The sequence below is a fragment of the Mesorhizobium sp. M0136 genome (assembly GCF_040322515.1).
Classification (GTDB): Bacteria; Pseudomonadota; Alphaproteobacteria; order Rhizobiales; family Rhizobiaceae; genus Mesorhizobium.
Genome location: NZ_JAMYTP010000012.1, coordinates 153,102 through 170,900, shown reverse-complemented (window position 1 = coordinate 170,900; position 17,799 = coordinate 153,102). Strand labels below are relative to the sequence as shown.

The following is a 17,799-nucleotide window of genomic DNA, read 5'->3' as shown; positions in this document are numbered from 1 at the left end:
AAGACCAGCCAGCATATTGTCGCGCGCTTCTCCAGCGGGATTGCAGGACTTTGTGGAAAACCGCGAATTTACGACTGGAGTCAATGCGTTGCCGCCACGCCAGGGAAATTGCCCCTGTGGATGAAGCGAAGGCAAAAAGCTCCGTCCCCGGACTTGTCCCCAACCGCCCGGAGAAGCCGACAGCACATCGAATTGTGGACAAACCGGCATCTGATACAGTCGCTTTGCGGTGGCCGAGTTTTCCGCCCGGCTTATCCACATCGGCCCACAGCCCGGAATGTATCCTGTGAACAAACCGCAAAGCTTCTTTCATCTTCACCTGATTTCCGACGCGACCGGCGAAACGCTGCTGGCTGCCGGCCGCGCGGCTTCCGCGCAATACAAGGATGCGCGCGCCATCGAACATATCTATCCGCTCATTCGCACCGAAAAGCAGGTGACGAAGGTGTTCGAGGACATCGAAGAGGAGCCAGGCATCATCCTCTACACGGTGGTCGACCAGAAGCTTGCCCGCGGCATCGACGAACGCTGCGCGGCCATGGGCCTGCCTTGCGTCTCGGTGCTGGAACCGGTGCTGACGGTGTTCCAGTCCTATCTCGGCACGCCTGCCGGCCGACGCGTCGGTGCCCAGCATGTGCTGGACGCCGAATATTTCCGCCGCATCGACGCGCTCAACTTCACCATGGAGCATGACGATGGCCAGCTGCCGGCCAATATGGATGATGCCGACATCGTGCTCGTCGGCATCTCCCGCACCTCGAAGACGCCGACCAGCATCTATCTCGCCAATCGCGGCATCAAGACCGCCAACATCCCGATCGTGCTCGGCGTGCCGGTGCCCGAAAGCCTGGTCAATGCCACGCGGCCGCTGATCGTCGGCCTGGTCGCCACTGCCGAACGGATCTCGCAGGTGCGGCAGAACCGCATTCTCGGCACCAGCGCCTACGAACCGACCGACTATGTCGACCGTGCCGCGATCGCCGAAGAGCTTGCCTATGCCCGCCAGATATGCACGCGGCATGGCTGGCCGATGATCGACGTCAGCCGCCGTTCGATCGAGGAGACAGCGGCGGCCATCGTTGCCCTGCGCGGCAAGACGCGGTAGGGCATGTCGATATTCAGGTGATGCCGGCCTGCGAACGGCGGTTTCCTGCGCTTCCGGTACTCACGGACCCAAATGTCCGCTCCGTTCCGGTTCTCGGAACCCACCATTCTCGACTCGGCCTGACCTGAATCTCGACACACCCTAGTGAGCGCCAGGAAACGGGCGAAAAAAATGGCCGAAAAAATCATCCTTGCCTCGGGCAGCCCGTTCCGCAAGGCGCTGCTCGTCAATGCCGGCGTCACTGTCGAAGCGGTTCCGGCTTCTGTCGATGAGCGCGCGCTGGAGGCGCCGCTGCAGAATAGTGGCGTGTCGCCGGAGGACGTCGCCCTGGTGCTCGCCGAAGCCAAGGCCACCGAAGTCAGCGAGCGCAAGCCCGGCGCCCTGGTGCTCGGCTGCGACCAGACGCTGTCGCTCGGCGACGAGTTGTTCCACAAGCCGGCCGACATGGAAGGGGCGCGCCGTCATCTGCTGGCGCTGTCGGGCAAGACGCATCATCTCAACAGCGCCGTCGTGCTCGCCCGTGACGGCCAGGTTCTGTGGCGGCATGTCGGCATCGCCAGTCTGACCATGCGCAAGCTCGATCCGGCCTTCATCGGCCGCCATCTGGCGCGCGTCGGCGCCAAGGCGTTGTCCAGCGTCGGCGCCTACCAGATCGAAGGCGAAGGCATCCAGCTATTCGAAAAAATCGAAGGCGACTATTTTACCATTGTCGGCCTGCCACTCTTGCCGGTGCTGGCCAAGCTGCGTGAGTTCGGAGCGATCGATGGCTGAGGCCTCGAAAAAAGCCTTCGTCACCGGCCACCCGATCGCCCATTCCAGGTCTCCGAAGATCCACGGCCATTGGCTGGCGAAATACGGCATCGACGGTGTCTACGAGGCCATTGACGTTGCACCGGAGGCCTTTGCCGAATTCCTGCAGACGCTGCAGGCACAAGGCTATCGCGGCGGCAACGTCACCATCCCGCACAAGGAAGCCGCCTTCGCTTTGGCCGAGCGGCGTGACGCCGACGCCGAACAGATCGGTGCGGTCAATACGCTGTGGTTCGAGAATGGCGAATTGTGGGGCGGCAACACCGATGCCCATGGCTTTGCCGCCAATCTGGACGAATATGCACCGGGCTGGGCGGCCAACGGCCCCGCCGTGGTGCTCGGTGCCGGCGGCGCCGCGCGCGCGGTCATCCATGCGCTGAAGCAGCGCGGCATCAACGACGTCCGCATCGTCAACCGGACGCTTGCGAGGGCGCAGGAGCTGCGCGACCGCTTCGGTGCCGGCGTCTCCGCCCATGGCATGGCGGCGACCGGCGAATTCCTCGAAGATGCCGGCCTGCTGGTCAACACGACTGCGCTCGGCATGCATGGCAATGAAGGCCTGTCCGCGGATCCGGGCAGACTGCCGGACCGCGCCATCGTCACCGACATCGTCTACGTGCCGCTGGAGACGCCGCTGCTTGCCACCGCCAAAGCGCGCGGCCTGAGAACCGTCGATGGGCTCGGCATGCTGCTGCACCAGGCGGTGCCCGGCTTCGAGCGCTGGTTCGGCATCAGGCCAGAAGTCACCGCCGAACTGCGGCAAATAGTTATTGCCGATATCGGCGCGATAAAATGATCGTGCTCGGCCTCACCGGATCGATCGGCATGGGCAAATCGACCACGGCCAAGATGTTTGCCGAAGCCGGCGTGCCGGTCCATGATTCCGACGAGGCTGTGCATCGCCTTTATGCTGGCAAGGCCGCGCCCTTGGTCGAGGCGGCCTTTCCCGGCACCACCAGATCCGGTGCGGTCGACCGCGCGGCACTGGCGGCGCGGGTGCTCGGCGACGCCCCCGCGCTGAAACGGCTGGAAGCGATCATCCATCCGCTGGTCCGCGCCGATGCCGATGCGTTCCTGGCTGAAAATCGTGCCGCCGGCGCGCCGCTTGCCGTGCTCGATATACCGCTGCTGTTCGAGACCGGCGGCGGGAACCGCGTCGACAAGGTCGTGGTCGTCACCGCGCCGCCTGAAGTTCAGCGCGCCCGCGTGCTGGCGCGGCCGGGCATGAACGAGGAGAAACTGGCGTCGATCCTGGCCAGGCAGGTTCCCGACGCCGAAAAGCGCCGGCGCGCCGACTTTGTCATCGACACTGGTCAGGGCTTTGACGCCGCTCGCGCGGCCGTCAAGGCCATCATCGCCGAACTAGTCGTGGATAAGGCAGCCAGGCCTGGTTAAGAGGCTTGCAGACCCACATTAGTTGTTGCCATTTTGTTCCTGGTGTGATTCGGCTAGAATGATGCCGGCACCAGTGGACTGATTCGATGCGTGAGATCATCTTCGATACGGAAACCACCGGCCTCGACACGCGCGAGGACCGCGTCATCGAGCTTGGCGGCGTCGAGTTGATCAACCGTTTCCCGACCGGCCGAACCTTCCACAAATATATCAACCCGCAAGGCCGCCAGATCCATCACGAGGCGCAGGCCGTGCACGGCATCAGCGCCGCCGATCTCGTCGGCAAGCCGACTTTCATGGAGATCGCCGAGGAGTTTCTGACCTTCATCGACGGCGCCAAACTGGTCGCGCACAATGCCGGCTTCGACATCGGCTTCCTCAATCTCGAATTCGGCCGGCTTGGCCATCCGGCCATCGATCCGGGACGGATCGTCGACACGCTGGCGCTGGCGCGCCGCAAGCATCCGATGGGCCCCAATTCGCTCGACGCGCTCTGCCGCCGCTATGGCATCGACAACGGCCGCCGCACCAAGCACGGCGCGCTGCTCGATTCGGAATTGCTGGCCGAGGTCTATATCGAGCTCATCGGTGGCAAGCAGGCAAGCCTTATCCTCGACAGCATCCTGACTCCGACGGGCGGCAGGCAGAATGTCGAAGACATCGATATTTCGATCGGCGTCAGGCCGATTGCCTTGCCGTCGCGCCTGACCGACGCCGAGCGCACCGCGCACGCGGGCATGGTTGGCACATTGGGCGAGAAGGCGCTCTGGCTGCGGGTTGAGGCGAGCTAAGACGTCTGCGTAGTAAATGCAGAAAGCCGTTCTGTAGCGATCCGTCACACCCCCCTCTGTCCTGCCGGACATCTCCCCCGCAAGGGGGGAGATTGGCAGCTTCAGCGCTCCGCTCACTCCTGCGGCCTGCAGCGTGGAGATTGGCGAAAGCCGGGATGATAGCCGATCTCCCCCCTTGCGGGGGAGATGTCCGGCAGGACAGAGGGGGGCGCTGTCCCGCCGACGTCTCAAACAAAAAACCCGGCGCAAGGCCGGGTTTGTCAAACGCTGGCGAGACAGCCGCGCTCAGCTCACCTTGACCTTGGCGGCAGCCTGGTCCTCTGCCAGCTTCTGCTGGAACATCTGCGCGAAATCGATCGGGTCCAGCATCAGCGGGGGGAAGCCGCCGTTGCGTGTTGCCTCGGCAATGATCTGCCGCGCGAACGGGAACAGCAGCCGCGGGCATTCGATGAACAGGATCGGCAGCATGTGCTCCTGCGGGAAGCCGCTGATGGCGAAGACGCCGCCATAGACCAGTTCGACATTGAACAGCACTTCCTGGTCGAACGACGCTTTTGCGTTCAGCGTCAAATTGACGTCGAACTGCTTGTCCGAAAGCGGGTTGGCGTTGACGTTGACGTTGATGGCGATGCCGGGAGCCTTGTCGCGACCGCGCAACGAGTTCGGTGCACCGGGGCTTTCGAAGGACAGGTCCTTCACATATTGCGCAAGCACGTTGAGCGAAGGCTGCGCCGCATTTCCATTACCGTTGGCTGCGCCGGTCGGCGCGTCGTCGTTGCTGGCCATAAGCTGTGGTCCTTTTGCCTGGGCAGCGTTGCTGACCGGATTGAAATTCGGGCGTTCGCTATCATGGCCGGCCCGACAAGACAAGTTTGCAAAAGACGCTGGTTGCTTTGCGGCTACTCGTCCTTGAGGCGGCGCCAGGGAGAATCCGGTCCGCGCGTATGGTTGTCGGCACGCGAATAGTCGCCGTCGTCGAGATCGATGATCTTGCCGCGTTGCCTTGCCCGCAAACCACTGCTGAAATCGGTGGCCAGCACGATGCGGCCTTTCAGCATCCGCCAGGCAAGATCGCGCACTGGCGGCAGGAACAGCAGAATGCCGAAAATATCCGAGATGAAGCCGGGGATGATCAAAAGGATCGCGGCCAGCACGATCATGGCGCCATGCGCAAGCTGGCCGCTCGGATCACGCCCGGCGTCCATTTCGGCACGTACCCTGGCCATGACGCCAAAACCCTGGTGTCGAAGGAGCAAGGCGCCGGCGACGCTCGAGGCCAGCACCAGCCCGACCGTCGCCAGCGCGCCGATCTGGCGGCCGACAATCACGAAACCGGCTATCTCCAGCAGCGGAAGCGCGAGAATGAACAGGGGAAACAGCGAGATACGCAAATCTTGACCGATCGTTTCGATGTTTTGCCGGCCGGCGAGCAATCGCCGCTGGCACCAGAGCTGTTAGATAGGTATGGCTGCCTTTGATTTGAATGATTGCGCCATGCGTTCTATATGCTTTGGATACCGAACGCTATGTGATCGCGGCCCCTGCTTGGCCGCTGGTCCGGCCAAAGCAGGGATTGATCGGCGCAAGATATGGGCTTCTTCGACTTCGGCACGATTTTCTTTCTGATTGCGGCGGTGGTGATCTTCTTCCAGCTGCGCAACGTGCTTGGCCGACGCACGGGAAACGAGCGCCCACCCTTCGATCCATATACGGCAGCGCGCAAAAACGACAAGGATGCCGCCCAGAAACCCGAGAACGTGGTTTCGCTGCCGCGCAAGCGCCTGACAGGAGAGCCGGCGGCCGACACCTATGCGGCGATCGATGCCTTTGCCAAGCCCGACACCGATCTCAACCGGGGCCTGCGGGCGATCAAGGACAATGATCCGACGTTCGACCCGAAGACCTTCGTCGACGGCGCAAAGATGGCTTATGAGATGATCGTCATGGCCTACGCCGATGGCGACCGCAAAACCTTGAAGAACCTTTTGTCGCGCGAGGTCTACGACGGCTTCGTCGCGGCCATCGGCGACCGTGAGGCGAAAGCCGAAAAGATCCAGTCCTCCTTCGTCGGCATCGACAAGGCCGACATCGTTTCGGCCGAGATGAAGGGCAGCGAGGCGCACATCACGCTGCGCATTGTCAGCGAGCTGATTTCGGCGACCCGCGACAAGGCCGGCGCTGTCATCGACGGCGATCCCGAGACCGTCGCCGAGGTCAAGGATGTCTGGACCTTCGCCCGCGACACGCGCTCGCGCGATCCGAACTGGAAGCTCGTCGCCACCGAAGAAGAAGACTGAGCTGGACGGCGGCGGAGGCTGTCGTGTCGCTTTCTCGAGCCTTCAGCGAAAAATCCTTTGGCGAATTGCCGGGCTGGGGCGAGGACGACCATCTCCCTGCCTTTGACGCCTTTCGCCGCTCGGCCTTTCATATCCTGACCAAACCCTACCGCTCCGGCGCGCTCGGCGTCGACTACAATGGCTTTGCCGATGCCTATGCCGAAGCGCGTACCGTTTCGTTGCCGAATCGGTTGCAGGCACGAAGCTTTTTCGAGCGCCATTTCGTTCCGGCCCGTATCGATGCCGAAGATGGTGGTCCGGGCCTGGTAACCGGCTTTTATGAGCCGGAGGTCGAAGCCTCGCCGGTGCGCACGGAACGATTTTCGGTGCCGTTGCTGGCGCGCCCGGCCGACCTGGTCGACATCGACGACGGCAATCGTCCTTCCGGCTTGGATCCTTATCTCGCCTTCGCTCGTGCGGCGCCGAACGGCCCGGTCGAATATTTCGACCGCGGCGAGATCGAACGCGGCGCGCTTGCCGGAAAAGGGCTGGAAATCGCCTGGCTCGCCGACAAGGTCGACGCCTTCTTCATTCACGTGCAGGGCGCGGCACGGCTCAACATGACCGATGGCAGGCTTCGCCGCGTCACCTATGCCGCCAAATCCGGCCAGCGCTTTACCGGACCGGGTAAGATCCTGAGCGAGGAAGGCGAGATCCCGCTGGAGAAAGTGACGATGCAGTCGATCCGTGCCTGGTTCAAGGCGCATCCGGAGCGCGTCGACGAGACCCTGTGGCGCAACCGCTCCTATATCTTCTTCCGCGAGACGGGCGTCGACGACCGGGAGCTCGGCCCGATTGCTGCCGCCAAGGTGCCGCTGACACCCGGCCGCTCGATCGCCGTCGACCGGCTGCTGCACACGTTCGGCACACCCTTCCATATAGATGCGCCGTCGCTGACCGTCTTCGACGGAAAACCGTTCCGGCGGCTGATGATCGCGCAGGACACCGGCTCGGCGATCACCGGGCCGGCCCGCGGTGATCTGTTTGCCGGGTCGGGCGATGCGGCCGGCGAGATCGCCGGCGTTATCCGCAACGCCGCCGATTTTTATGCGCTGATCCCCCGGCCGCTGGTTTCAGGAGCAGGCCGATGACCCGGCGCATCGACAGGCTGAGCGAGGACGACCGGGTGCTGTGGAACCTGGTGGCGCGCACGGCAAAACCGCTGAAGGGCAGAACCGCCGTCGAAATTCCACACGTTGGGCCGGAGATCGACGAGACCAGGCAGGCGCCGCCGCCGGCACAGGGCGCGGGCAATCCTGCCGCGGCCACAAAGCCGAAGGCGCAGCATGTCTCCCACGCACTCGACGAACCGACGCTGGACAAGCTGTCGAAGGGCCGGCTGCCGATCGAGGGCCGCGTCGACCTGCATGGCCTGACCCAGGACCAAGCCTATTCGCTGCTGTTTTCCTTCCTGTGCCGGGCGCATGCCGGCGGCATCCGCTACGTCCTGGTGATCACCGGCAAGGGCTCTTCGTCGGGCGGTGATGGCGTCTTGCGGCGCGCCGTGCCGTCATGGCTGTCGACACCCGCTTTCCGGCCCCTCGTCTCCAGCCACGACCATGCCGCCCGCAAACATGGCGGCTCGGGTGCGCTCTATGTCCGCTTGCGGCGGGCACGCTCATGAGGGCATGCCGATGAGGGACGCACCTATGAGGATGCATCCATGAAGGTGCGCTTGTGACCCCGTTCGGCGAAAAGCTTCGCGTGCTGCGAAACGAGCGCGGCGTCAGCCAGAAGGACATGGCCAAGGCGATCGGCGTCAGCGCAGCCTATCTCTCGGCGCTGGAACACGGCCGCCGCGGTGCGCCGAGCTGGACGCTGATCCAGAAGATCATCGGCTATTTCAACATCATTTGGGACGACGCCGAGGAACTGGCGCGGCTGGCCGAAACCTCGCATCCGCGCGTCAAGCTCGACACGTCGGGCCTTAGCCCGGCGGCGACCGAGCTTGCCAATCTCCTGGCCGACAACATTGAAAAGCTCGACGAAGCCGAGCTTCGCCGCATCATTGCGTCGATCCGCGCCGCGCTGGCACGGCCGAAATGAGTTGCGTTGTTACTGGACCGAGCCGACCAGAACCTGCTGGCCGCCGCGGATGGAGACCCAGCGGCCGGTATTGTCGATCGCCTGCCGCTTGAGGAAACGATAGCCGGTCTGGTCCCAGGGACGGACCTGGTCGGTCAGATTGTCAAGGATGTAGTCGCCCTTGTCGGTGCGCACCGTCAGCACGGCGTGGCCTTCGCCATCCGGCTTGCGCACGACGGTCATCAGCAGATCGGCAAACGAGACGCCCAGCCGGTTCAGCTCACGGCGCTTTTCCAGGACATAGTCCTCGCAATCGCCAACGCCCTTGTCGGGATAGGCCCAGACCTCATCCTTGCCGTAGATGTCGAAGTCGCTCTCCGGCTTGACGGCGGCGTTGACCTTTGCCGTGACGCTGAGCAGCTTGCGCCACAGCGAGCCGGTCAGGCTGGCGGGCGACAGATCCTTCGGGCGGATCGAGCATTCGGAGGCGTAGCTCTTGCAGAAATCATAATGGCCGATCGGCTGCGAGGTCGGGCCACCCGTTATCATCGGGCCGGCCGCCGAGGCCGAACTGGCCCAACCTGCCGCCACAGTAAGTCCGGCCAGCGCGCACAGGCGCAGCGTTCTCGCCATTGGTGAGGAAATCATTGTCCCCGCTTGTCCCTTGTTATTAACGAAACGTTAAGGGGTATTTACAGTCCGTGTCAATTATGAGGATGGATTGATTTTTGCGGCATGGTTACCCGCGTGGCGCCAACGCGACTATTGTGCAACAGGTCGACCCGCCGCACGGCCGCGCCAACCGATGATTTTGGCATAGACCGACCTGATGCGGATTGACGGGCATCATCACTGGTCGCCTATTTCTTGCCGGTCCTGACCAGCTTGGGCTTCACCGCAACACGGTTCTGACGGCCGTAGCTGGTGATGAAGTCGACGATGCGCGGCACGATTTCGGAACGGAAGCGCGAGCCGTTGAACACACCATAATGGCCGACCGCAGGCTGCATGTAATGGGCGTGCCGGTCGGCCGGGATGTTGATGCACAGATCGTGCGCGGCCTTGGTCTGGCCGAGGCCGGAGATGTCGTCGTTCTCGCCCTCGACCGTAAACAGGGCGACATTGCGGATCGCCGAAGGGTCGACCGCCACGCCGCGATGCCTCATCGTGCCCTTGGGCAAGGCCTGGCGGACAAACACGGTGTCGACGGTCTGCAGGTAGAATTCCGCCGTCAGATCCATCACCGCCAGATATTCGTCGTAGAACTCGCGGTGCTTCTCGGCATTGTCACCGTCATGCTTCACCAGATGCATGAAGAAGTCCTTGTGGGCGGTGATGTGGCGGTCGAGGTTCATGCTCATGAAACCCGAAAGCTGCAGGAAGCCGGGATAGACCTCACGGCCGAAGCCCGGCACCGGCCAGGGCGCGCGCATGATGACGTTGTCGCGGAACCAGTCGATGCCCTTTTCCTGCGCCAGCAGATTGACCGCCGTCGGATTGCGGCGCGTGTCGATCGGCCCGCCCATCAGCGTCATCGTCGAGGGCACGAACGGATCACCCTTGGCTTCCATCAGTGCCGCCGCCGCCAGCATCGGCACCGAAGGCTGGCACACCGCCATCACATGGGTGTCGGGGCCCAGCGCATGCAGCATGTCGACGATGTAGTCGATATAGTCGTCAAGATCGAAGCTGCCGTCGGCCAGCGGCACCATGCGGGCGTCGACCCAGTCGGTGATATGCACGTCGGCATAGGGCAGCATCGCCTCCACCGTGCCGCGCAGCAGCGTCGCGTAGTGGCCCGACATCGGCGCGACGATCAACAGCTTCGGATCCGGCCGGCGCCCGGCAGGAACCGCCCGCTCGAAACGAACCAGGTTGCAGAACGGCCGCGACCAGACGGTGCGTTCGCTGACCTCGACGTTTTTCCAGTCGACCACGGTCTTGGTCAGGCCGAATTGCGGCTTGCCGTAGCGGCGCGTCGTGCGCTCGAACAGTTCGGCCGTTGCCGCAACCGAGCGGCCCCAGGACGTGTGTGAGACCGGATTGAGCGGATTGGAGTAGAACAGGCGCACCGCATCGGCATAGAGGCGCGCCGGCTGCAAGGCGGCGTGGTTCAGTTCGTAGAGCTGGTAGAACATCGAGAACCCCGCTGCCGACTGCGATCGAAGGGCCGACGAGCAGCGCCGAGCCTTGAATGCTTTGCGGGGAAGTTAGCAACAATCTGCTGCGATGCAATACGTCAATCTGCGTGATTTATGCTCGTTCTTTCGTCCAAGGCATTGAGAATCCGCCTGGAAGGGCAACAGCCGGCTCAATGTGCACATGCGAAGTGCACCTGCGAAGGCCAGGCAAGGGCACGGCTATTGGGAAGATCGTTGGAGGCGGCGTCCGGCCGTGGCGGCCGGACCGTTAGACCCGTGCCATGCAGACAGCGGTATGGCCCGAGCTGATGAAGCCAAGCTGACTGGCTGCGCCCTTCGACAGATCGAGCATCCGGCCCCTGATAAAGGGGCCGCGGTCGTTGATGCGCACGACGACGCTGCGGCCATTGTTGCGATTGGTCACCTTCAGCTTGGTGCCGAACGGCAGGCTGCGATGCGCGGCGGTCAGCGCCGACGGGTTCATGCGCTCGCCGGAAGCGGTTCTGGAATGCAGTGAGTACCAGGAGGCACGACCGCACTGAGCGGCGGCGCTGGTGGCGGATGCGCCGACCGTCAGGCCGGCCGCAATCGTGGCCGCGACGAGCGCGGCCTGATAGCTTTTCTTCATGCTTGGGGTTAGCTCCGTTGACAGACCCAAGCCGTTAGGTGCCGAACAAGGCAGCAAATGCGGCAATGATCTGTCGGTTCCATGGCAATGTTACACGTTTGGAGTCGGCGCGAAACAATTTGTCAGAGACTTTCTGCAGCGAGGCGCAGCTTCTTTGATGATGTCTGCGCCGATCTCCGGGCGTCTTGCACAAGATCAGAGATTAGCATCCAAGTAGAAGTTGGTGTAATCGAGCAGCGTCTTCTCGCTGTTTCATTCCGGCCGGAACGCGGTTTATGATCGACTTGGAACGGAGTTCTAGCGATGAGATTGATCAAAAATCTGCTGGCCTTGATTGTGCTCGCCATCGGCGTGCTGTGGACGTTGCAAGGCATCGGCGTTATCGGCGGCAGCTTCATGACCGGCCAGTCGCAATGGCTCTATGTCGGCATCGTCACCGCGCTGGTCGGCTTGGCCGGCCTGGCCTGGGCGAACCGTTCGCGCGTTTGAGCAGGCGTCGATCCTCAGGCTCCCGCCAGAGCGCCACAGCGTACCCGTGGCGGCCGGGTCACCGCGACCAGTATTGCCAGCCCCAGTAGAAACTTTCGTCGCGCGGCGGCAGGCGGTTGCGCTCCGCGTCCAGTTGCACCGGCGTTTTGCGTTCGCCGTCAGGCGGCTGTTTGTCCCCGGCCTTGATCAGGCGGAGCCAATGGCCGAAATGCGCGAACAATACAGCGATGGAATGGGGCATTGTCGGTCACTCCCGCCCTGCCCACGGGACGAGCACCCGCTCGATCCTGCGGATGATGAATTCGAGCACGAAGGCAATGGCCGCGATCACCAGTATGCCCATCACCACCACGTCGGTGACGAGGAACTGGGCAGCGGACTGGATCATGAAACCGAGCCCGCGCGTCGCGGCCACCAGCTCGGCGGCGACCAGCGTCGACCAACCGGCGCCAAGCGCGATGCGCAGACCGGTCAGGATCGAGGGCAGCGCGCTGGGCAGGGTGACGTGCCGGATCACTTGGCGCTGCGTGGCGCCAAGCGAACGCGCTGCATTGATGCGTTCCTGCGAGACGCCGCGAACACCCGATGCCGTCGACAGCGCAACCGGTGCCAGCATGGCAACGGCAATCACCAGGATCTTGGACGGCTCGCCAATGCCGAACCAGATAATGATCAGCGGCAGATAGGCGAGCGGCGGGATCGGCCGCAGGAATTCGAGCAGCGGATCGAAGAGGCCACGCCCGATCGTGCTGACGCCGATAGCCAGCCCGATGGGAACGCCGACGACGATGGCGACGATCAGCGCTGCAAACACGCGCCACAGGCTGGCGGCGATATGCTGGAGCAGCGTCGCGTCGACAAAGCCGTCACGGGCGACGACGACAAATTTGTTCCAGACTGCCACAGGCGACGGCAGGAAAACCGGCGACACCAATTGCAGGCGGGCCGATACCGTCCACACTGCCAGCACCATCAGAATGGTGATCGCGCTAACCACGCGGGCCGAAACGCGGCTGCGTCTCGGCCGCGGCCGCGACCATGGCACCGACAGCGCGTCGGCTCCGTCGTCGACCTTGGAGCGCCGCGGCCGCTCGGTATAGGAGGTAACGGTCATGCTGCCTCCCCTTCGAAGATCGCGTCGGTCAGCTCGCCGCGCGCCGCGGCGAAGGCGGGATCGGCCTTGATGCTGCGAATGGCCTCGCCGGCTGCATAGCGCCGGCTGAAACCGGCCTCGAAACTCCGCACCACCCGGCCAGGGCCGGGAGCGAGCACAATGATGCGGGTGGCGAGCACCAGCGCTTCATCGATGCCGTGCGTGACCATCAGCACGCCGACCTGGCTTGCCGTCCACAGATCGAGCAGCGTTGTCTGCATGCGTTCGCGTGTCAGCGCATCGAGTGCGCCCAGCGGTTCGTCGAGCAGCAGGAATTGCGGCTCGGCTGCCAGCGCCCGGGCCAGGCCGACGCGCTGGCGCATGCCGCCGGAAAGCTCCCAGATGCGCTTGTCGCCGGCGCCGTCGAGCTTCACCAGCGCCAGAAGGTCGTCGGCAGTCCGCCCCCGTTCGGCAGCCCCGACACCGCGCAGCCTGAGAGCAAAGGCGACATTTTCGCGCGCGGTCAGCCACGGAAACAGTGCGTCGTTCTGGAACACGACGGCGCGGTCCGAGCCTGGCGCCGTGATCGGCCTGCCGCCTATCGTGGCGCTTCCGCGCACAGGCTGGACCAGGCCCGCAGCGACGTTGAGCAGCGAGGTCTTGCCGCAGCCGGAGCGGCCGACCAGGACAACGAAGTCATCCTTGGCGATGTCAAGCGACACGCGTTCGACGGCCGGCGCCGGCTGACCGTCATAATGAACCGAGACTTGGTCGAGCACGAGATGCGTCATGTGGGGTCGCCGATATTGTAAACCTGCCAGCCCCGAAGCCGTTCCTCGTCAGCGGCTCCGGGTCAGGCAACGCGCGTGTCAGGGAAGAGAGGACGCGCGTATTGAGCCGCCGCTAATTCGAGGCCAGCGCCTCGCCGACATATTTCGACGACACGTATTTCGAATAATCCGGCAAGACGGCATCAATCTTGCCCTGCTCCTTGAGGAAGGCCGATGTCGCCTCGACCGCCTTGACCGTGCCGCCACCGAGGAACTTGTCCGAGGCCTGCTCCTCGAGCGTCGGGAAGACATAGCCTCTCAGCAGTTGCGGCACGTCTTCGAGCTTGGCCCCGGTGATCCTGGCGATCTTGGCCGCTTGCGGCGAGGACACCGACCATTGATCCGGCTTGGCCAGGAAGTCGGCATAGGCAGCGCCCGTCACTTTGACGAAGTCGCGCACCGCTTCCGGGTTCCTTTCGGCGAAGTCGGTGCGCACGATCCAGGCGTCGAAGGTCGGCGCGCCCCAGGCTGCGACCTGCGAGGAATCCAGCACGACCTTGCCCGTCGTCTTGATCTGGCCGAGTGCCGGATCCCAGACATAGGCGGCGTCGATGTCGCCGCGCGCCCATGCCGCCGCGATCTCCGGTGGCCGCAGGTTGAGAATATCGACCGACTTCGGGTCGACACCCTCATGCTTCAGCGCGGCAAGCAGGCTGTAATGCGTCGTCGAAACGAAGGGCACCGCCACCTTCTTGCCGGCAAGGTCGGCGGCCTTCTCGATGCCGGCGCCATTGCGGGCGACAAGGGCCTCGGATTCGCCGATCAGCCCGACAATGAAGATTGTCTGGATGGGAAGCTCGCGGCTCGCCGCCGCCGCCAGCGGGCTCGAGCCGACATAACCGATGTCGACCGAACCGGAAGCGATGGCGGCGATCACGTCGGCGCCGGAATCGAATTTCCGCCAGTCGATTGCCGCCTTGGTCGCGCTCTCATAGGCGCCGTCGGCCTGCGGCACCTTCGAGGGTTCGACGACTGTCTGGTAGCCGATAGTGATCTTGAGGTCCTGCGCATCGGCTGGGCCGAGAAAGACGGCACCTGCTAGAGCCGCCGAGGACAAGAGAACGATACGTCGCGAAATGGTGGACATGAAAGGCTCCTTGGAAACGAGAAAAACCCGGATTGCGTTTCATAGTCACCTAACTCTATCGTTCTTGTAGAGTTAAATCCTTCCAATCGGCTCGGCCTTGTTAGAAAAAGTCGTCTGGCTAGGGCAGTTGCCCATTCGCACGGTTCTGGGTGATGGCCCGGGTGAGAACCAGCGTCCTTGCCCGGGAACCCCTTCCACGCCGTCCATGCCCACAACAAGGATTTTCCCGTTTTCACCCCTGCATCGGCAAACCCATGCCGCGAGTAGCCAAGAAATTGGAAACAAGTTCCCTGTGTTCGCGGTTAAGTCTAGTATCCTTATCGACATTGAAGGATTGGAGAGGACGATGATTGACGCCACCCTCCTTGTTGCCGTGCGCGGCATGCTTTGGCCTTCAAATTCAGGGGCAGAAGCGGTCGTCGGCATTCTCGCCGATCGGGACATTCCTGCCGCCGGCCAGGTTGCCGGTGTGCCATTCGCGGCGGCTCCTGTGCTCGCAAGGGCACAAGCCCCGACCAGAATGGCCATTGCGGCTTGAAAACGAAGCAAAATCAACGTTTCTCGGCTTGTATATCATGTCACTAGAATTTATCTGTAGTGACAGCTTGGACGCGGCGGGGAGGCACGCCAGGCGTTTCGCAACCGGTGGCCTTGCGCCATCGCATGACAGAGAAACGTTCGGGTTATGCTCACGAAAAAAGGTAAGTACGGCCTCAAGGCGCTCGTCCATCTGGCGCGCCTGCCGGTTGGACAGCTCGCCTTCGTCAACGACATCGCTACAGGAAACAATATTCCGAAGAAGTTCCTTGATGCCATTCTTGGCGAATTGCGCAATGCCGGGTTCGTCCAGAGCCGCAAGGGCAAGGACGGCGGCTATCGGCTGGCGCGCCCGGCGGACGAGATCAAGGTCGGCCACGTCGTGCGCGTGCTCGACGGGCCGCTTGCCCCCATTCCTTGCGCCAGCCGCACCCAGTATCAGCGCTGCGAAGACTGCAAAGAGGCGACATGCCAAGTCCGACACCTGATGCTGGAGGTCCGGCAGGCCATCGCCGAGGTGCTGGATCGGCGCAGCCTCGCCGAAATGCGCGATATCGTTGGCGACGAAGACTTTTCGGCGGCGTTGAAAATCCAGGCCTGAACCAATCTCTCCTGAGCCGGCGACGATCGCCAGCACAGCTGGTGTGCGTATGACCGGGCGCGTTACGCCAAATTCGATCATCATTGTCGGTGGCGGCGCCAGCGGCGTCGTGCTTGCGGCGCATCTGCTGAAGTCGCCCAATCCCGATCTCCGCGTCAGCCTGATCGAAAAACGCCCGCATTTTGGGCAAGGCATGGCCTATTCAACGCTGCTGTCGGCGCATGTGCTGAATGTCAGCGCGTCGGGCATGAGCGCCTATGCCGACGATCCGGGCAATTTCTTGCGCTGGCTGCTTGAACGCGGGATAGCGACGCCGGAACAGGCGCCGGTCTATGCACCGCGCAGCGTCTACGCCCGCTATCTCAAGGAGCTGCTCGACGAGCTCGAGACGCGTGAGCAGCAGACGGGCCGGCTGCGCCTGATCCGCGAGGAGAGCCTGTCGATCTCGCCGACCGCCTCCGGCGTCGAGGTGGCGCTGGCCAACGGCACCAGCGTGGTCGCGCATCTTGCCGTGCTCGCCACCGGGCATGACGAAGAGCCGGGGGCGGGGCAGGGGCATGCGATCAGAATGGGATCCGAGGCGGACACTGCGCTCGACCCCGAAGCCCAAGTCCTGGTGCTGGGCACCGGCTTGAGCATGGTCGATGCCTTCCTGTCGCTCGAGCAGCGCGGCCACCGCGGCGCGATCGTCGCGGTGTCGCGGCGCGGCCTGCTGCCTTCGCCGCATCGCAAGGGCAATCCGATCAAGCTCGACGTCGCCGACATTCCGCTCGGCACCCAGCTTTCCTATTTCGTCGGCTGGTTCCGCGACCTGATCCGGGAAAACCAGAAGGCCGGTATCGACTGGCGCGACGTCGTCGACGGTCTGAGACCCTTCAACCAGAAGATCTGGCAGAACTGGCCGTCTTCGGCCAAGCGCCGCTTCGTCGAGCACACCAAGGCCTGGTGGGACATCCACCGCCATCGGATGGCGCCGGAAGTCTACACCCGCGTTGCCGAGGCGGTGCAAGCGGGCCGCATCCGCCTTGTCGCCGGGCGCGTCGTCGAGATCGCCGCGGGCGACGGCTTCAGGGTACAGGTCCAGTCGCGCCACACGCAGCAGCTCGAAAGGTTCGACGTCACCCGCATCTATGATTGCACCGGCATCGCCAGGGACATCTCGACCACCTCGAACAGCGTGGTACGGTCGCTGGTCGAGCGTGGACTGGCACGGCCGGATCCGCTGCGCCTCGGCCTCGACGTGACCGCGAACTGCGAGGTCATCGCCGGCGACGGCACGGTATCCGCCAAGATCCTCGCCGTCGGGCCACTGACGCGCGGCACCTTCTTCGAAATCGACGCCATTCCCGATATTCGCGTGCAGTGCGCGCGGCTGAGCAAGCGCTTGCTCGGATGAGGACCTCTTTGTCTAGACGCACTTCGGATGCAAGACCGCCGCCGTTGGGTGAAAAGATCTCGACGGCATAGCCGCGTTCGCTGAAGGCGAACCAGGGGTGCGGGAGCTCGCTCCACCAGAGCCGACCAGCCAGCCCGTGGTGGTCGAGAGCTAAGCGATGACGCCACGTTCGGCCGTCTCGCATTGACCGGATTGGTGTCGCGTACGCCCGTCTTCGGTCTCCTCCATGGATTTTGTAGTCGGCGAGGCCGTAAGCCGCGACCCTGGCCAGATGGCCGGGCAAATTCTGCTTTCGTCGTCACCGTGCCTTGCCTACCATGGCGCATGACCCAACGCGGACGACTCTACGGCTGTCCGGTCGAGTTCGCGCTCGACGCGCTCGGCGGCAAATGGAAGACGGTGATCCTGGCGCGCATCAAGGAACAGCCGATGCGCTATTCCGAACTGCGCCGGCTGATCCCTTCGCTTTCCGACAAGATGCTGAAGACCTGGTCAGCCTCTCGGTCTATATCGCCGGCGACCTGGACATAGGGCC

The 17,799-nt window shown here is 63.5% G+C and carries 23 protein-coding genes; 14 read left to right on the top strand and 9 right to left on the bottom strand.

The genetic code is table 11. The features are described from left to right. Positions 1-286: 286 nt before the first annotated feature. The 5 genes from NKJ35_RS16800 (at position 287) to dnaQ (ending at position 4,101) form a co-directional block, all read left to right on the top strand. Positions 287-1,105 (top strand): pyruvate, water dikinase regulatory protein, encoded by an 819-nt coding sequence (locus tag NKJ35_RS16800; RefSeq protein ID WP_254817949.1) that lies wholly within the window; start codon positions 287-289, stop codon positions 1,103-1,105. A 171-nt stretch (positions 1,106-1,276) separates the two neighbouring features. Then, entirely contained in the window at positions 1,277-1,876 is a 600-nt protein-coding gene (locus tag NKJ35_RS16795) for a Maf-like protein (RefSeq protein WP_352648580.1), read from the top strand. After that, on the top strand, positions 1,869-2,711 hold the full coding sequence (locus NKJ35_RS16790; RefSeq protein ID WP_352648578.1) for a shikimate dehydrogenase: 843 nt from the start codon (positions 1,869-1,871) through the stop codon (positions 2,709-2,711). Before NKJ35_RS16795 ends, NKJ35_RS16790 begins: the two co-directional genes overlap by 8 nt. After that, positions 2,708-3,310, top strand: coding sequence for a dephospho-CoA kinase (gene coaE / locus NKJ35_RS16785; protein WP_352476798.1), 603 nt, complete (start codon positions 2,708-2,710; stop codon positions 3,308-3,310). The genes NKJ35_RS16790 and coaE overlap by 4 nt, the downstream gene beginning before the upstream one ends. A gap of 86 nt (positions 3,311-3,396) precedes the next feature. Continuing rightward, entirely contained in the window at positions 3,397-4,101 is a 705-nt protein-coding gene (gene dnaQ, locus NKJ35_RS16780) for a DNA polymerase III subunit epsilon (RefSeq protein WP_352648576.1), read from the top strand. A gap of 285 nt (positions 4,102-4,386) precedes the next feature. Here dnaQ and secB read toward each other — a convergent pair whose 3' ends face one another. After that, positions 4,387-4,887, bottom strand: a complete 501-nt coding sequence (gene secB / locus NKJ35_RS16775) for a protein-export chaperone SecB (protein WP_254817954.1) — start codon at positions 4,885-4,887, stop codon at positions 4,387-4,389. A gap of 113 nt (positions 4,888-5,000) precedes the next feature. Beyond that, positions 5,001-5,492: an FxsA family protein gene (locus tag NKJ35_RS16770; protein WP_352648574.1), complete on the bottom strand. Its 492-nt coding sequence runs from the start codon at positions 5,490-5,492 to the stop codon at positions 5,001-5,003. 198 nt (positions 5,493-5,690) lie between these two features. On the opposite strand from NKJ35_RS16770, the gene NKJ35_RS16765 reads away from it, so the two are divergent. The 4 genes from NKJ35_RS16765 to NKJ35_RS16750 are packed head-to-tail and all read left to right on the top strand — an operon-like array spanning position 5,691 to position 8,483. Beyond that, complete coding sequence (locus NKJ35_RS16765; RefSeq protein WP_254817956.1) at positions 5,691-6,398, top strand: Tim44/TimA family putative adaptor protein; 708 nt, start codon at positions 5,691-5,693, stop codon at positions 6,396-6,398. Between the two features lie 23 nt (positions 6,399-6,421). After that, positions 6,422-7,528: a murein transglycosylase A gene (gene mltA / locus NKJ35_RS16760; protein ID WP_352648572.1), complete on the top strand. Its 1,107-nt coding sequence runs from the start codon at positions 6,422-6,424 to the stop codon at positions 7,526-7,528. Then, on the top strand, positions 7,525-8,061 hold the full coding sequence (locus NKJ35_RS16755) for a Smr/MutS family protein (RefSeq protein WP_352476803.1): 537 nt from the start codon (positions 7,525-7,527) through the stop codon (positions 8,059-8,061). The genes mltA and NKJ35_RS16755 overlap by 4 nt, the downstream gene beginning before the upstream one ends. A 53-nt stretch (positions 8,062-8,114) precedes the next feature. Beyond that, positions 8,115-8,483, top strand: a complete 369-nt coding sequence (locus NKJ35_RS16750) for a helix-turn-helix domain-containing protein (protein ID WP_023675912.1) — start codon at positions 8,115-8,117, stop codon at positions 8,481-8,483. A gap of 9 nt (positions 8,484-8,492) precedes the next feature. Here the strand turns inward: NKJ35_RS16750 and NKJ35_RS16745 are convergent, their stop codons facing one another. The 3 genes from NKJ35_RS16745 to NKJ35_RS16735 form a co-directional block, all read right to left on the bottom strand. Beyond that, positions 8,493-9,110 (bottom strand): transglutaminase-like cysteine peptidase, encoded by a 618-nt coding sequence (locus NKJ35_RS16745; protein ID WP_352476804.1) that lies wholly within the window; start codon positions 9,108-9,110, stop codon positions 8,493-8,495. Positions 9,111-9,322: 212 nt separating this feature from the next. Next, positions 9,323-10,600: a polyhydroxyalkanoate depolymerase gene (locus NKJ35_RS16740; protein WP_352476805.1), complete on the bottom strand. Its 1,278-nt coding sequence runs from the start codon at positions 10,598-10,600 to the stop codon at positions 9,323-9,325. A gap of 271 nt (positions 10,601-10,871) precedes the next feature. Further along, positions 10,872-11,231, bottom strand: a complete 360-nt coding sequence (locus NKJ35_RS16735) for a septal ring lytic transglycosylase RlpA family protein (protein WP_352476806.1) — start codon at positions 11,229-11,231, stop codon at positions 10,872-10,874. 303 nt (positions 11,232-11,534) lie between these two features. On the opposite strand from NKJ35_RS16735, the gene NKJ35_RS16730 reads away from it, so the two are divergent. After that, the gene (locus tag NKJ35_RS16730) at positions 11,535-11,720 is read left to right on the top strand and encodes a hypothetical protein (protein ID WP_352476807.1); all 186 of its coding nucleotides are present in this window, start codon (positions 11,535-11,537) and stop codon (positions 11,718-11,720) included. A 58-nt stretch (positions 11,721-11,778) separates the two neighbouring features. On the opposite strand, the gene NKJ35_RS16725 is transcribed toward NKJ35_RS16730, so the two are convergent. From NKJ35_RS16725 to tauA, 4 genes are all read right to left on the bottom strand, one after another. Beyond that, positions 11,779-11,961, bottom strand: a complete 183-nt coding sequence (locus NKJ35_RS16725; RefSeq protein WP_352476808.1) for a hypothetical protein — start codon at positions 11,959-11,961, stop codon at positions 11,779-11,781. A gap of 6 nt (positions 11,962-11,967) precedes the next feature. Further along, a complete protein-coding gene (locus NKJ35_RS16720; RefSeq protein ID WP_352648568.1) occupies positions 11,968-12,834 on the bottom strand; it encodes an ABC transporter permease subunit in 867 nt (288 codons plus the stop codon). Beyond that, entirely contained in the window at positions 12,831-13,604 is a 774-nt protein-coding gene (locus tag NKJ35_RS16715) for a taurine ABC transporter ATP-binding protein (protein ID WP_352476810.1), read from the bottom strand. Before NKJ35_RS16715 ends, NKJ35_RS16720 begins: the two co-directional genes overlap by 4 nt. Before the next feature lie 112 nt (positions 13,605-13,716). Beyond that, positions 13,717-14,730, bottom strand: coding sequence for a taurine ABC transporter substrate-binding protein (gene tauA, locus NKJ35_RS16710; RefSeq protein WP_254817967.1), 1,014 nt, complete (start codon positions 14,728-14,730; stop codon positions 13,717-13,719). Positions 14,731-15,076: 346 nt separating this feature from the next. Between tauA and NKJ35_RS16705 the strand changes: the two genes are divergently transcribed. The 4 genes from NKJ35_RS16705 (at position 15,077) to NKJ35_RS16690 (ending at position 17,795) form a co-directional block, all read left to right on the top strand. Next, complete coding sequence (locus tag NKJ35_RS16705; RefSeq protein ID WP_352648565.1) at positions 15,077-15,268, top strand: hypothetical protein; 192 nt, start codon at positions 15,077-15,079, stop codon at positions 15,266-15,268. Positions 15,269-15,415: 147 nt separating this feature from the next. Then, complete coding sequence (locus NKJ35_RS16700) at positions 15,416-15,868, top strand: RrF2 family transcriptional regulator (protein WP_352648563.1); 453 nt, start codon at positions 15,416-15,418, stop codon at positions 15,866-15,868. A 49-nt stretch (positions 15,869-15,917) separates the two neighbouring features. Beyond that, entirely contained in the window at positions 15,918-17,264 is a 1,347-nt protein-coding gene (locus NKJ35_RS16695; protein WP_352648561.1) for an FAD/NAD(P)-binding protein, read from the top strand. 324 nt (positions 17,265-17,588) lie between these two features. Beyond that, complete coding sequence (locus NKJ35_RS16690; protein ID WP_352648559.1) at positions 17,589-17,795, top strand: winged helix-turn-helix transcriptional regulator; 207 nt, start codon at positions 17,589-17,591, stop codon at positions 17,793-17,795. Positions 17,796-17,799: the final 4 nt, after the last annotated feature.

What these genes read in the sequence shown, in the direction of transcription:
- NKJ35_RS16690 (WP_352648559.1), top strand. Translation starts at nt 17,589, where the DNA reads ATGACCCAACGCGGACGACTCTACGGCTGTCCGGTCGAGTTCGCGCTC.
- NKJ35_RS16695 (WP_352648561.1), top strand. Translation starts at nt 15,918, where the DNA reads ATGACCGGGCGCGTTACGCCAAATTCGATCATCATTGTCGGTGGCGGC.
- tauA (WP_254817967.1), bottom strand. Translation starts at nt 14,730, where the DNA reads ATGTCCACCATTTCGCGACGTATCGTTCTCTTGTCCTCGGCGGCTCTA.
- NKJ35_RS16705 (WP_352648565.1), top strand. Translation starts at nt 15,077, where the DNA reads ATGATTGACGCCACCCTCCTTGTTGCCGTGCGCGGCATGCTTTGGCCT.
- coaE (WP_352476798.1), top strand. Translation starts at nt 2,708, where the DNA reads ATGATCGTGCTCGGCCTCACCGGATCGATCGGCATGGGCAAATCGACC.
- dnaQ (WP_352648576.1), top strand. Translation starts at nt 3,397, where the DNA reads ATGCGTGAGATCATCTTCGATACGGAAACCACCGGCCTCGACACGCGC.
- NKJ35_RS16725 (WP_352476808.1), bottom strand. Translation starts at nt 11,961, where the DNA reads ATGCCCCATTCCATCGCTGTATTGTTCGCGCATTTCGGCCATTGGCTC.
- NKJ35_RS16735 (WP_352476806.1), bottom strand. Translation starts at nt 11,231, where the DNA reads ATGAAGAAAAGCTATCAGGCCGCGCTCGTCGCGGCCACGATTGCGGCC.
- NKJ35_RS16730 (WP_352476807.1), top strand. Translation starts at nt 11,535, where the DNA reads ATGAGATTGATCAAAAATCTGCTGGCCTTGATTGTGCTCGCCATCGGC.
- NKJ35_RS16755 (WP_352476803.1), top strand. Translation starts at nt 7,525, where the DNA reads ATGACCCGGCGCATCGACAGGCTGAGCGAGGACGACCGGGTGCTGTGG.
- NKJ35_RS16795 (WP_352648580.1), top strand. Translation starts at nt 1,277, where the DNA reads ATGGCCGAAAAAATCATCCTTGCCTCGGGCAGCCCGTTCCGCAAGGCG.
- secB (WP_254817954.1), bottom strand. Translation starts at nt 4,887, where the DNA reads ATGGCCAGCAACGACGACGCGCCGACCGGCGCAGCCAACGGTAATGGA.
- NKJ35_RS16765 (WP_254817956.1), top strand. Translation starts at nt 5,691, where the DNA reads ATGGGCTTCTTCGACTTCGGCACGATTTTCTTTCTGATTGCGGCGGTG.
- NKJ35_RS16790 (WP_352648578.1), top strand. Translation starts at nt 1,869, where the DNA reads ATGGCTGAGGCCTCGAAAAAAGCCTTCGTCACCGGCCACCCGATCGCC.
- NKJ35_RS16745 (WP_352476804.1), bottom strand. Translation starts at nt 9,110, where the DNA reads ATGATTTCCTCACCAATGGCGAGAACGCTGCGCCTGTGCGCGCTGGCC.
- NKJ35_RS16715 (WP_352476810.1), bottom strand. Translation starts at nt 13,604, where the DNA reads ATGACGCATCTCGTGCTCGACCAAGTCTCGGTTCATTATGACGGTCAG.
- NKJ35_RS16700 (WP_352648563.1), top strand. Translation starts at nt 15,416, where the DNA reads ATGCTCACGAAAAAAGGTAAGTACGGCCTCAAGGCGCTCGTCCATCTG.
- NKJ35_RS16720 (WP_352648568.1), bottom strand. Translation starts at nt 12,834, where the DNA reads ATGACCGTTACCTCCTATACCGAGCGGCCGCGGCGCTCCAAGGTCGAC.
- NKJ35_RS16740 (WP_352476805.1), bottom strand. Translation starts at nt 10,600, where the DNA reads ATGTTCTACCAGCTCTACGAACTGAACCACGCCGCCTTGCAGCCGGCG.